Origin of the sequence: Candidatus Thalassolituus haligoni (genome assembly GCF_041222825.1) — a bacterium.
Taxonomy (GTDB): domain Bacteria; phylum Pseudomonadota; class Gammaproteobacteria; order Pseudomonadales; family Oceanobacteraceae; genus Oceanobacter; species Oceanobacter antarcticus.
On record NZ_CP139482.1, the window covers coordinates 2620046 to 2633399 of the forward strand.

Genomic DNA, 13354 nt, shown 5'->3' on the forward strand with positions numbered 1-13354 from the left:
CCAGCAGCGTGCCACAATAACGGCCATACCCGCAACACCCTACAGACGGAGCATTTTCTGGTGTTACTCAAGCAACCCAAATACCTGTTTTTGTTGGCGATGATGGGGTTGGCAGCATTTGTCTTGCTGTCGCCGCTGTCGTCGCTCACCAGCACTCAGAACCAGACGCTGGCGCTGGTGCTGCTTATCGTGCCGCTCTGGTCAACCGGTGCGATTCCTGAATTTCTGACTGCCCTGATTTTTTTCCTGATCGTTATCCTCTGTGGCCTGGCACCTCCCATAGAGGTGTTCGCAGGGTTTTCATCCACCGCGCTGTGGTTGATTTTTGCTGGCACGGTCATTGGTATGGGTATTCAAAATACCGGCCTGGGAGATCGCCTGGCCAGCGGCCTGCAAACGCTGCTGGCGGGCAGCTATCATCGCCTGATCATCGGTCTGGTACTGATTAGTCTGCTGCTTGGCTTTTTGATGCCGTCATCCATGGGGCGTCTGGTGATGATGCTGCCGATTGTGATGGCGCTGGCAGACCGGCTTGGCTTTCAGTCCGGCAGCCCGGGACGCTCTGGCATTCTGATCGCCGTTGCCATTGGCTCCCACATCCCTACCGTGGCCATTCTCCCCGCCAATATCCCCAATATGGTACTGAGTGGCGCGGCTGATTCGCTTTACGGGATCCAGTTCGGCTTTACCGATTTCTTGTTATTACACTTTCCGGTGCTCGGACTGGCCAAGGCCGGATTGCTGATCGCGATCATCCTCTGGGCCTATCCGGCACGCGAGTCGAACGAGATTCTGGCGCAAGGCAATACCACGACCAATGCCATCAGGCAGCCGTTTGATGGCAAACAAATCCGTATGCTGGCCATTCTGGCCATCGCTCTCGGGCTTTGGTTGACGGATGAATGGCATGGGATTAACCCTGCCTGGGTCGGCCTGGGAGCCGCCATTTTTCTGATGCTGCCTGGTGTTGGGTTGGTCGATGCAGAAAAATTCAATATGAATGTCACCATGCTGGTGTTTATTGCTGGCATTCTCGGCATTGGTGCCCTGATCAATAGCACGGGCCTTGGCCAATGGCTGGGACAACAGCTGGAATACGCACTGCCACTGGAGCCAGGCCAACACTTTCGCAACTTTCTGTCGTTAGCCGCCAGCGCCTTTCTTGCTACCCTGCCCACGACCCAGGCCGGAGCACCGGCCATACTCGCACCGATGGCCCAACATCTGGCTGAGTCATCCGGGTTTCCGCTCCAAACCGTACTGATGACCCAGGTTCTGGGCTATTCCAGCATTATGTTTCCTTATCAGTCTGGCCCCTTGCTGATGGCGGTTTATATGACCGGGGAACCCGTGCGACGGATTCTCAAGGTGCAGTTTCCGCTGTCACTGATTACCCTGCTGGTATTGGTGCCCGTGGATTACTTCTGGTGGGATTTTCTCGGTATGTTTGACCCGTCATAAACAAAAAAACCGGATGCCTGTGACGGCATCCGGTTTTTTAGTATCTGATGGATCGCGGCGCTTGATCCGCTATCCGGTCAGCACGGGATCAACCCTGACTGGCGTTGCCCTTGCGCGGCGGACGGCTGCTGCGAGGCGGCCCATCCTGACGGCGACTATCACGACGCGGTGCATCACCACGACGATTATCAGTGCGACGGCTGTCGGTACGACGTGGCGCTGCAGAGGACGATTCCAGCGCCAGCTCTGAACGGTAAGGACGAATCCCCAGTGCCTGACCACAAACACGGGCCTTGCGCAGTACCGCCATGGCGGGTTCTGGCATGCCATCCGGAAGATCGACAACAGAGTACTGTTCAAAAATCTCGATGTGACCAATGAAGGCACTTTCCAGATCAGCTTCGTTGGCAATCGCGCCAACCAGGTTACCCGGCTTGAGGCCATGGTCGTAACCAACACCGACCCAGAAACGCTGCATTTCCACATCCGGCTTGCCTTTTAGCGGCTTGGCACGGGCATCCGGTGCAGCTTTACGCGGCTCACGTGCATCACGCGATTGACGTGGCGCACGTTCATTACGATCACGGGGATCGCGTGGCTCACGCGTTTCGCGAGGTTCACGACGAGCACGCAAGTCTTCGTTTTCGTCCAGGAACAACGGCTTGTCACCCTGAATCAGGCTTGCCAGTGCTGCGGCCAATTCCAGCGGATCCACTTCGTGTTCCTGCTGTAACGATTCAACCATCTCGCGATAGACGGAATTTTTTTCCGGGCTGATGGCTTCCAGAATGCGCTGCTGGAAGCGCGACTTGCGCTTGGCATTGACGTCTTTTGCCGTTGGCAGCTGCATTTCTTCAATCTGCTGACGGGTAGCACGTTCAATGTCGCGCAACATGCGTTTTTCACGACCACGAACAAAAGCAATCGCCGCACCTTCACGACCGGCACGGCCAGTACGGCCAATACGGTGTACGTAGGATTCGGTGTCTTGCGGAATGTCGTAGTTGATAACGTGGGAAATACGCTCAACGTCCAGACCACGAGCCGCGACGTCGGTCGCAACAATAATATCCAGTCGACCGGCCTTGAGCTTCTCAACCGCTTTTTCACGCAGCTGCTGCGGAATGTCACCATTCAGCGGCGCACAACGGAAACCATGCTGTTGCATGAAATCAGCCACTTCTTCGGTAGCCTGCTTGGTGCGTACAAACACCATCATGGCATCAAAGTCTTCCACTTCAGCAATACGCAACAGCGCATCGTTTTTGTGGGCGCTGGTTACAAACCAGTAGCGCTGGGAAATATTGGAATTGGTGGTGGTCTTGTTCTGGATCTTGACCTGTACCGGGTCTTTCAGGTGAGTCTCGGCAACACGCTGGATTTCTTTTGGCATGGTCGCGGAGAACAAGGCAACCTGACGGGTGCGTGGCGTGTGCTCCAGAATCCAGTTAACGTCGTCGATAAAGCCCATACGCAGCATTTCATCGGCTTCGTCCAGTACCACAGCCTTGATGTCAGCCAGGTTCAGGCTGCCACGACGCAGGTGATCCATCACACGGCCGGGTGTGCCCACAACCCATTGTGGACCACGCTTCAGCTCGCGTAACTGAGTACCGTAATCGGTACCACCATAAATAGCCGTAACGTTGATGTCGTTCATGTAACGGCTGTACGTTTTGATGGCTTCAGCAACCTGCTGGGCCAGCTCACGGGTAGGTGCCAGCACCAGAACCTGAGGTGTTTTGAAATCTGCCTGGGTGCGTGCCAGCAATGGCAAGGCGAAGGCAGCGGTTTTACCAGTACCGGTCTGGGCCATACCCAAAACGTCCTGACCAGCCAACAATGGCGGAATACCTGCGGCTTGAATCGGAGAGGGTGCTTCGTAGCCCAGCTCTTCAAGTGTACGCAGAATAGAGAATGGGAGGCCCAGGCTGGCGAAACCAGCGGGTGTAGTATCGGTCATATATTACCTATAGCAGTCACAGAGGCAGGGCGTTGGCCGTGTCTTTCAGAACAATGTCTGAACTGTGAGCTGATACCTGCACCTGTCTGTAGTGACGGTGGTCTCTGGTACCAACTATCTGCATTCGGCCTGGCCCGACATGTTTGTTTGTCGAAAGGGGGGCGGACTATACAGGATAGAAAAAATAATTTCCTGTTCTTTCTTGGCGTTGTAACAAAAACTACACGCTATTCTGCTTTGACCCTCAACTCGCTATACTCCCGGCTCATTTATTTGAGGAGTAACCCTGATGCTGAAAGTGAACCAGTATTTCGACGGCAAAGTCGCTTCGATTGGCTTGCAAACAAGCACGTTGCCAGCCACCGTTGGCGTCATGCTGCCCGGTGAATACGAATTCGGCACCAGCCAGAACGAAGTCATGACGGTCGTTTCCGGTGCCATCGATACGCTGCTTCCCGGTGCAACCGAATGGCAGTCCTTTGCCCAGGGTCAATCCTTCGCCATTGCTGCTGAGCAGAAATTCCAGGTGCGTATCACCACTGACACCGCGTATTTCTGCACTTACGAATAAGTTTTCGAACAAGCCAGTAAATAAGCCGACGACTCGGGTCGCCTGTTCGATTTACTCGGGCAGCGACTCAGAGGGTAACGCCTGCAGCATCCCTTCGACAGACTCCGGCTCCAATGCCTGGTCATACCAGAAGCCCTGGTGCACCACGCAACCGGAACGGCTTAAAAAATCCGCCTGACGGGCATTTTCAACCCCTTCGGCAACCAGCCCAAAACCCAGCTCCTGTGCCATTTTAACAATGGTACGGGTGATAACCTGGCTGTCCCCCGCGTCTTCCACTCCAGAGACAAAGCTGCGGTCGATTTTCAGCTTCTGTAACGGGAACCGATGCAAATAACCCAGCGATGAATAGCCGGTACCAAAATCATCAATCACCAGACCAATGCCCAGATCATTGATGGCTGAAATCAGTGTCAGTACCTGCGGTGTTGGCTCCAGCAATGCCCCTTCGGTCAGTTCCAGTTCAATATCACCGGGCTGCAAGCCGAACAATCCAACCAGCGATTGCAGTTGCTCCAGCAAATTGCCGGCAACAAAACTTTGCTGCGATATGTTCACCGCAACCGGTACCACAAGCAGGCCCTTGCTGCGCCAATGGAATATCTGGCGGGCCGTTTGCTGCAAGGCAAAACGGTCAATGTCCGGCATCAGACCTGCATCATGGGCACTACCCAGAAAACGATCCGGCAGCAACAAGCCGTCGGCCGGGTGCTGCCAGCGAATCAAGGCTTCAAGCCCGACCAACTGGCCGGTGATGGCATCAACCTGGGGCTGATAAAACAGCCGCAGGCCACTGCCATTTTGCAAGGCCACACGTAACTGACTAATCAGCTCCAACCGCGACGCGGCCGCCAGGGTCATGTCATTGTGGTAATAACAAACTGAATCGCGCCCAGCGCGCTTGGCTTCATGCAACGCGGTATCGGCGTTGTTAAGCAATTGCAGCGCTGAGTCTCCATGTTGTGGGTATATTGCCACTCCCATACACACGCTGACATACACTTCGAACCCGGCATCCAGGTCGTAAGATTGCTGCTCCAACTGGCGAATCCGGGTAACCACCTGCAAAGCATCATCCTGACTGGTCAGGTGCGGAATCAGCACACAAAACTCATCACCGCCGAGACGGGCCACATTTTCGCTACCCAGCCCACAACGAATCAAACGAAGACCAAACGCCTTGAGCAATTCATCGCCGTAGACATGCCCCAGGCTGTCGTTAATGGGTTTGAAATCATCAATATTAATGACCACAACGCCGACTTGCTTCGGTGCATCAGCCGTCGTAATGGCGGTTTCAATACGCTGGATGGCCAGGTTACGGTTAGGCAGGCCGGTGAGCACATCCCGATTCGCCAGCCATTCGGTGGACAGCGATAGCTGGCGACCGCTGGTCGCACCCTGCAACATGATCACCAGATAACGTACTGACTCATCCTCCCGCCGAATGGTCGTCACCCTGACCAGATGAGCAACCACATCTCCGGATGCCAGACGGTGATCTATTTCACCGACCCAGCTACCGGTACGACAGCTACTGACCAGAATATTGCGATAAAACGCGGGCGGGTGCTGCGCCCGGTGAAGACTCTGTAATTGTTTGCCTGCCAGTGTTGCGGCGCTATAACCGGTCATCCGGCAAAACGCCGGATTGACGGATTCAACGGTGCCGCTGCACGACAACACCAACACCCCTTCCTCCATCTGCTCAACAATCCGGTGATACAGGGGCAACGTGCTCTCCAGCCGGTTGGTCGAACCGATATCCTGCACCAGTCCATAACGCCAGATCTCGCCGTTTTGCTGTCGTTCAACCTCGGCTCGCACGTACACGCGCCGCTGTCGACCAGTGGGCAGCACAATCCGACACTCCAGCTGATAACCTTCCCCCTGCCTCAGACTCTCGGTAACCGTCGCCAATACCCGCTGACGATCGTCCTGGTGAATACGTCGCGCCAGATAGGGTAAACGCACCGCCTCGCCATCCAGCAAGCCAAACAACTGCTTCAGCTGTGGCGAGACCCGCAGCAAATTCGTAGCCGGGTGAAACTCCCAACTTCCCACCCCGGACAAACGCTCAATGTCCTCAGCAACCCTCACCTGGCACTGCAGCAGAGTGTCCAGTACTCCGACATCCGCGAACACCACCGCCATATGCGCCAGCGTCAGCAATGCTGAACGTCCTTCGCTCGACAGCACCAGTTCGTCTTTTTCAAAAGCAAACGCCATCACCGCCCGCGGGCTGCCATGACTGACCAGGGGTAACACTAACCCCGGCATACCACCGAGCAAATATTGCCACACCGAAATGTCCTGGCCCGATTGCGGTGCCCGGCACTGGTAAATATCCGATAACGCCTCACCAGACTGTATCAGCGAGTCCAGTGAAAAATCCGCCAGCCGATTCAGCACATCCACCGGCTGCTGGCTAACCACCACATCCACCCGGCTTTGCCAACTGATTACCGGCGACGAAATCAACAACATGGCATCGACAGCACCCATCGCTTCGGCCACCAGGAACAGCATCCCTTCCAGATCCCCCTGAACCGTATCCCCTTCACTCGATACAAACGCCCGAGCACAACGCTCAACCACCTGACATAAACGGCGATTTCGGCTGCGGTGAAGGGTTTGGTTCGCTGCCACCAAATTCGAAGCGGGTTTGGCTGATTCGGGAAACGATCCGATCACAGAAATTCTCCCGCAGGCAGTTCACAAAACGACCTGCAATCCAATAAAAGTACAACCTGGGCAGCGTCAATCTACAGACGAAGAACCAGACCTCTCATCAATTTGACGTAATCGCCCGCAACAACCACACGCCGACAGGTTACTCTTGTAGAACCGTCGTCCGGATAGCTAAAAAGATCTACTGTACGACCGATCACCAATGACTTATATATCAAAAATGAACGTTTACGCCTATAGGAACCATACAAAGAGTTCTATTAAAAAATAGCCGCCACGGACTGATAGCCGTTACCAAGATAGTTGAATTTTTGCTAATTTATGTAATAACAACGACAGAAACTTGTGCTTTATGAAATAAAAGTGTCACTACAGGGGACATCTATTTAATCCGGTGCTCACTCTGGGCCACCGGATGGTGTCGAATCACGAAGCCGACTTGCAGGCCTGACGGGTCAAGTCAAACGTCGGCGACACCGAGTCGAGATCATCCGGCAGCCCCCGAAGGGCGCGGGTTGCCGCCGTCCAGTGCGGTGTTGACGAATTTGAAAAGGACTCGTCATTTCGCTGCATTCGTCGCCTTGCCCTGAACAACGGCAACACTCGCGCAGAGCCGTGCAGGATTAAATAGATGTCCCCTACAGCCTACGGAAAAATGCGCCATGTTCGATAAAACTGATCTGATCCGGCTAATTTCCAACACCATGCCATTTGGCAAATATCAGGGCAGAATCCTGATGGATTTACCGGAAGAATACCTGTTGTGGTTCGTCAACAAAGGTTTTCCCGAGGGCGAGCTGGGAAGACTGATGGCGCTGGCACTTGAAATACGTATTAATGGATTGGAAGATTTGCTGACACCGCTGCGGCAGTCCGTGCAGCCCACCTCCAACACCCAACAGGAAACACGACATTGATACGGCTTGGCCTGCTCGAAACCGACGAGCTATACCCTGACCTCATCGCCGACTATCACTCCTACGGACACATGTTCGAGCAGTTTTTCCGTTCACTTGACACGGAACAGGACTGGGAGTTTCGTTATTACCGGGTAACCCAGGGGGAGTTGCCAGTCTCTCTGGATGAGTGCGATGTGTTTTTGATTACCGGCTCCAAAACCGGCGTATACGATGACGTTGGCTGGTTATCGCCGCTCTCGGCCTGGGTGCAACAGGCATATGCCGCACACAAACCATTAATCGGTATCTGTTTTGGCCACCAGCTGCTGGCCCACACTCTTGGCGGCACAGCCGCCCGCAGCGAACGGGGCTGGGGGATCGGGGTGCGTCTCAGCAAGGTGATACAGCAGCCCGAATGGTGCAGTTTGTCGGCTGAACAATTTCGACTGATCTACAGCCACCGCGATCAGGTAGAACAACTGCCCGCCTCAGCCACCCGGCTGGCGTGCTGCGACTTCTGCCCGAACGCGGCGTTTTATATCAACAACCAGGTGCTGGCTTTTCAGGGTCACCCGGAATTTACCGCAGAATACACACGTCGTTTGCTGCCTCGTCGCCAGCAATGTATTGGTGAATCGCGCTATCAGTCTGGCATGGCCACGTTGGTAGAGCCAACGGATGCCTCATTAATCGGTCAATGGATGCTGGATTTCATTACCTACAGCCAGAAGTAGACCCGTTTCCGGACTGCAGATCAGGTACGATAAGCCGCCATCTCGACGGCTTGTAATGTCAGGCCACGCATCTGCACCGTACCGCTATAGCGGTGCTCTCCGGTGGAACTGAACTCAAAGCCATAACAACGTTGCCATATCAATAAACTGCCCCGTCCCATGGCCGGTTTCATACGCTCTAATACCAGGGTGTCATCCAGCAGCTGCACCCCTTCGTCCTGGCAACGTCGTCGCGCATGCTTGAGCGCCACCAGCCGCACCTTCTGCTGTACCGACCAGCCCCACCAGATCACCGCCAGCAGCAGCAAAATCACCAGACTATCCAGAGTCACCATCACTGCCACCTACCTCGCTTGTTTCCGGCTGCCCTTGTTTTAAGCCGCAAGTGTGCCCGGCATGTGCTGACAACTCAAACCGGATAGCAATCCCTCAACCGTATCCTCAGCGATTCAGCTGCACCGCAGTTTCTGCTATTCTGTCCGGCTGCAATCGTCAGCCCTGCAACCCATCCCGTTATTCTGTGGAGCCACCACCATGCCTCGTGCCTGCGCCCGCCATATTCTGGTAAAAACCCGTGAAGAAGCAGACAAACTCAAAACCCAGCTGGATAACGGCGCGGACTTTTCTCGCCTGGCACAAAAATTTTCCCAGTGCCCGTCAAAGAAAAATGGCGGCAGCCTCGGCGAATTCAACAAGGGCGATATGGTCAAGGCCTTTGACGATGTCGTGTTCAAGGGGCCAGTACTCAAAGTTCAGGGGCCGGTAAAAACGCAATTCGGTTTTCATCTGATTGAAACCATTTACCGTAACTGACCAGTAAACCAGAATCACCGGTTTCAGCATTCCGGCCAGCAAGACCATCCAATTCAGGGCTACGATTACAAAGCCCCTACCACTATTACCCGCACTGTTGAGACATCCTTATGCTGCAAGCCGGACTGTTCCATACCCTGACCGTTATCGACCAACAACCCCAGGGGATGTACCTGGATGACGGCTTTGCTGGCAAGGTTTTGTTGCCCAACCGCCAGGTTCCCGAAGGTACTGTGATTGGCGACTCTCTCACGGTATTTGTCTATCTGGATTCAGAAGACCGTATTATCGCCACCCTGCAGCGCCCCCGTATCCAGCTGAAGCAAGCGGCTTGTCTGGAGGCAGTGGATATCAACAACACCGGGGCCTTCCTCGACTGGGGTTTGCCAAAAGATCTGTTTGTCCCCTTCGCCGAACAGCAGCAGCGCATGGAACAGGGCAAGTCGTACGTGGTGTACCTTACCGAAGATAATACCGGCCGTCTGATCGGCAGTGCGAAACTGAACCGTTTTATCAAGGATCAGGCCGTTGCCAATACCATCTACAACAAGGATGCCGAGCCACCACTCAAGACGGGAGATGCCGTCAAACTGTTGATTGCCCAGCGCACTGACCTCGGCTACAAAGCCATCATCAATCATCAATGGTGGGGGCTGCTGCACAATGATGACATCCGAACGGCCGTTCGTATTGGCATGAAACTCGATGGTTTCGTCAGAAAAGTGCGCGAAGATGGCAAGGTCGACCTCAGCCTGGAACGGATTGGTCACCACCGCGCCGATGGCCTGGCTGAACGGATCATGAAAAAACTGCAAGACAAAGGCGGCGTGCTGCCCCTCAGTGACAGCAGTCCTGCGGATTTGATCGAAATGCACTTCGGCACCAGCAAGCGTGCCTTCAAGATGGCGATTGGCAAACTCTACAAGGAACGCCGCATCCTGATCGAACCAGACAGCATCCGCATCAACGGTGATGGCACCGCGATCGCTGTACCGGCCAGTCAACGTAAACATCACAAGCCTCGGCCGATACAGCAAAAAGCTGCAGTCCAATCGCAACCCGACACCGACAAGCCGCGACAACACGTGCCACTCGCACCGCAACCGCAGGTCGACCACGATAACGCGTCAAAAGAACCCGTTACCGAAGCCCACGCGCCCAAAGCCCCACCGGTGAAAAAAGTATTTCACAGCAATCGCAAGCCACGGGCTTCGACCATGAAGTTAAAGAAGGACTGATTGGCAGCGCCCAACCCCCCGACATGATCACCCGACATGATCACCCGACATGGATGCCAAGGCGTTTCACCAGCCTCAGAAGATTGCTTCGGTCAACTTGCAGCACGCGCGCAGCCGCCGACACATTGCCCACTTGCTCCTGTAGCACCCGACTAATCAGGCGCGTCTGATAGCACCGGGTCAGCTCAGCCAGCGACCCGAAGCCGCCCTGACCACTGCCGCTCTGGTCGCCACCATCCAGCTCATCAACACCAGAGTCTGATGGTTGAAGTTCGATATCACCCAGTGCCAGAGTCTGCCTGTCGATATAGACCAGTGCATGATCAGACGGCCGCTGCGCCCTGAGTGCCGCACGGCCCAGCACGTGTTCCAACTCCCGCACATTACCCGGCCACTGGTAGCGCAACAGAGTCTCGCGGGCATCTGCCGTTAACAGCAATTTTTGAACATTCAGCCGGTGCTGCAGACGCTCCAGGAAAAACTCCGCCAGCTCCAGTACATCCCGCTGGCGTTCCCGCAAAGCAGGCACTCGCAGAGGAAAAACACTTAAACGGTGATACAGGTCTTCCCGAAAACGACCGGCAGCCACCTCATGTTTCAGGTTACGGTTAGTCGCAGCAACCACCCGCACATCAACCTTGTGTGTCTCATCACTGCCGACCCTCTGGATGTCACCTTCTTGCAACACCCGCAGCAGCGTCGCTTGCAAGGTGATTGGTAACTCACCAATTTCATCAAGAAACAGCGTTCCACCATCGGCCAACTCGAATCGGCCCGCTCGCGCCTGACTGGCCCCGGTGAAAGCGCCACGGGTGTGGCCAAACAGCTCTGCCTCAGCCAGGGTCTCCGGTAATGCAGCGCAGTTCAGGTAAATCAGAGGTTTATCCGCTCGGGCCGATTGCATATGCAAACGCCGGGCAACCAACTCTTTGCCAACCCCGGTTTCACCTTCAATCAATACCGTCATCGAGGTGGGTGCAACAACATCCACATCACTGATCAGCCGCATGATCTCGGTACTGCTACCCACAACGCCGGTTGAAAGGCGCTCCTGATTGAGTGCCTCGGTGACTTGTTGCCCACGATTGACCTGCTGGCGCAGTGTCTCGATACGTTCTGCTGCGGTAATAACCGCACGAGTCAGGGTAATTGCCAGCTCTTCTGCATGAGGAATTGTTTCATCAAATTGCCCCGGGCGAGAAGCATCCAAAGTAATGACTCCCCAATTGCGCCCATCCACCTGAATCGATATCCCCATACAGTCGTGCACGCGAGAATCAATGCCGGGCAAGCGCATCAGGCCGTCATATGGGTCTGGTAGCAGCGAATCCGCAGGAAACCGGATCAGCCGTTGGTGCTCAAGGATTTGTTTCAGTCTGGGGTGATGATCCGGATGAAAATGTCTTCCCCGGGTTTCTTCGCGCAGCCCCAGAAAGGCAATGGGCCGCAACACTTCGCCCGAGAGCCGCAAGAGTGCGATGGCATCACAGGGAATGGTGTGCCGGATAGCTTCCAATAAACGACGGTACCGAACATCAACTGGCAACTCACGGCTAAGGTCTTCGATGACTGAGATGTAATGTTTAAATGGCATGTTGTCAATATTACCTCGATGAGGTCATTTCAACCACACCCGCTTGATGTAAAAAAGACCCAATGAAAATTACTCCTTACATATCAATAAGTTATAAATGGCACGGATATTGGAAAGAACCGGGGGAACATTAACTTTTACAGACAGCGCCCACCTGCCGGTGCGCCAAGAGGACAACATCCGATGCTATCCCCCAGCCAAATCGACATCATCAAAGCAACCGCCCCGGTTGTCGGTGCTCATTCCCGAGAGATTACTGAATGCTTTTATCCTCTGATGTTCCGCCGTTACCCTGCGGTGGCAGATCTGTTTAACCAGACACACCAGCAAAAAGGCACCCAGCGCCAGGCACTCGCCAACGCCCTGGTAGCTTATGCCACCCATATCGACAATCTGGATGCCCTTGGCAGCGCTGTTGGACTGATCGCCCATAAACACTGCGCCTTGAATATTCTTCCGGAACATTACCCGATCGTTGGGGAGTGCCTGATGGAGGCTATTGGTGAAGTACTGGGCGACGCGGTAACACCGGATATTGCCGATGCCTGGGGAGCGGCCTATCAGCAACTGGCCGACTTGCTGATTCAGGTAGAAGAAGGGCTTTATTCCGACCATGCCCAGCGTCGGGGTGGCTGGCGCGGAGAGCGCCGTTTTGTGATTGAGCGTATCGAAAAAGAAAGCGCGGTTATTTCATCGTTTTACCTGATCCCGACAGAGGGTGAAGAGAATATCGATTTCACTCCTGGCCAGTACATAGCACTGATACTCGATATTGATGGCCAATCGCTGCGCCGCAACTACAGCCTCTCCGATGCTCCTGGTAAACGTGGCCTGCGGATTTCAGTCAAGAAAGAAGCCAATGGCACGGTATCCGGATACCTGCATAACAGAGCCAGACCGGGTGACGAAGTCATGCTGACAGCACCAGCCGGTAATTTTGTCTTACCGCCAAAATCCGAACAGCCACTGGTATTGATCACAGGAGGAGTCGGGATAACACCCGCAATCAGTATGCTCAACAGCTGCGTGTCGGACGGTCGCCCGATCGTGTTTGTTCACGCGGCAATCGACAGCCAACACCACGCTTTTAAAGAGCACGTCGAGGCATTGGCCAGCCAGTATGCCAACCTGAAAAGCTTCATTATTTACGAAAAACCACTGCCAGGAGATACACCAGATGCCACCGGCTTCCTGAATCAGGATATGCTGGCACCTGTGCTGCCTGAAAGCCGAGACGCCCAGATCTACTTCCTTGGCCCCAAACCTTTTATGGTATGCATTAACCAACTCTGTGATGCGTTGGCGATACCTGAAGACCAACGTCATCATGAATTCTTTGGCCCGGCAGAGGAACTTGCCATAGCGGCAGTCTGACGCCTGACACGGATGC

General features: G+C 54.6%; 12 protein-coding genes. 7 read left to right on the forward strand and 5 right to left on the reverse strand.

The window, feature by feature from the left end; translation table 11 throughout:
• The first annotated feature begins 60 nt into the window (after positions 1–60).
• Positions 61–1461 (forward strand): SLC13 family permease, encoded by a 1401-nt coding sequence (locus tag SOJ49_RS11680; protein WP_369854686.1) that lies wholly within the window; start codon positions 61–63, stop codon positions 1459–1461.
• 88 nt (positions 1462–1549) lie between these two features.
• Here the strand turns inward: SOJ49_RS11680 and SOJ49_RS11685 are convergent, their stop codons facing one another.
• Positions 1550–3424, reverse strand: a complete 1875-nt coding sequence (locus SOJ49_RS11685) for a DEAD/DEAH box helicase (protein WP_369854687.1) — start codon at positions 3422–3424, stop codon at positions 1550–1552.
• Positions 3425–3713: 289 nt separating this feature from the next.
• On the opposite strand from SOJ49_RS11685, the gene SOJ49_RS11690 reads away from it, so the two are divergent.
• A complete protein-coding gene (locus SOJ49_RS11690) occupies positions 3714–3995 on the forward strand; it encodes a pyrimidine/purine nucleoside phosphorylase (protein ID WP_369854688.1) in 282 nt (93 codons plus the stop codon).
• 51 nt (positions 3996–4046) lie between these two features.
• Here the strand turns inward: SOJ49_RS11690 and SOJ49_RS11695 are convergent, their stop codons facing one another.
• A complete protein-coding gene (locus SOJ49_RS11695) occupies positions 4047–6689 on the reverse strand; it encodes a putative bifunctional diguanylate cyclase/phosphodiesterase (RefSeq protein WP_369854689.1) in 2643 nt (880 codons plus the stop codon).
• 423 nt (positions 6690–7112) lie between these two features.
• Positions 7113–7259, reverse strand: coding sequence for a hypothetical protein (locus tag SOJ49_RS11700; protein WP_369854690.1), 147 nt, complete (start codon positions 7257–7259; stop codon positions 7113–7115).
• Positions 7260–7348: 89 nt separating this feature from the next.
• Here SOJ49_RS11700 and SOJ49_RS11705 point away from each other — a divergent pair, with 89 nt between their 5' ends.
• Together SOJ49_RS11705 and SOJ49_RS11710 are read left to right on the forward strand one after the other, a co-directional pair.
• Positions 7349–7603, forward strand: a complete 255-nt coding sequence (locus tag SOJ49_RS11705; protein WP_369854691.1) for a DUF3820 family protein — start codon at positions 7349–7351, stop codon at positions 7601–7603.
• Positions 7600–8319, forward strand: a complete 720-nt coding sequence (locus SOJ49_RS11710; protein ID WP_369854692.1) for a gamma-glutamyl-gamma-aminobutyrate hydrolase family protein — start codon at positions 7600–7602, stop codon at positions 8317–8319. The genes SOJ49_RS11705 and SOJ49_RS11710 overlap by 4 nt, the downstream gene beginning before the upstream one ends.
• Before the next feature lie 20 nt (positions 8320–8339).
• Here SOJ49_RS11710 and SOJ49_RS11715 read toward each other — a convergent pair whose 3' ends face one another.
• Positions 8340–8654 carry a DUF3301 domain-containing protein gene (locus SOJ49_RS11715; RefSeq protein WP_369854693.1) on the reverse strand — a complete coding sequence of 105 codons (315 nt, stop codon included), beginning with the start codon at positions 8652–8654 and terminating at the stop codon, positions 8340–8342.
• Positions 8655–8853: 199 nt separating this feature from the next.
• On the opposite strand from SOJ49_RS11715, the gene SOJ49_RS11720 reads away from it, so the two are divergent.
• Positions 8854–9132, forward strand: coding sequence for a peptidylprolyl isomerase (locus tag SOJ49_RS11720; protein WP_369854694.1), 279 nt, complete (start codon positions 8854–8856; stop codon positions 9130–9132).
• Between the two features lie 110 nt (positions 9133–9242).
• Positions 9243–10370 carry a S1 RNA-binding domain-containing protein gene (locus tag SOJ49_RS11725; RefSeq protein WP_369854695.1) on the forward strand — a complete coding sequence of 376 codons (1128 nt, stop codon included), beginning with the start codon at positions 9243–9245 and terminating at the stop codon, positions 10368–10370.
• A gap of 40 nt (positions 10371–10410) precedes the next feature.
• Here SOJ49_RS11725 and norR read toward each other — a convergent pair whose 3' ends face one another.
• Positions 10411–11964 carry a nitric oxide reductase transcriptional regulator NorR gene (gene norR, locus SOJ49_RS11730; protein ID WP_369854696.1) on the reverse strand — a complete coding sequence of 518 codons (1554 nt, stop codon included), beginning with the start codon at positions 11962–11964 and terminating at the stop codon, positions 10411–10413.
• A 183-nt stretch (positions 11965–12147) separates the two neighbouring features.
• Here norR and hmpA point away from each other — a divergent pair, with 183 nt between their 5' ends.
• Positions 12148–13338 carry an NO-inducible flavohemoprotein gene (hmpA, locus tag SOJ49_RS11735; RefSeq protein ID WP_369854697.1) on the forward strand — a complete coding sequence of 397 codons (1191 nt, stop codon included), beginning with the start codon at positions 12148–12150 and terminating at the stop codon, positions 13336–13338.
• Positions 13339–13354 lie beyond the last annotated feature (16 nt).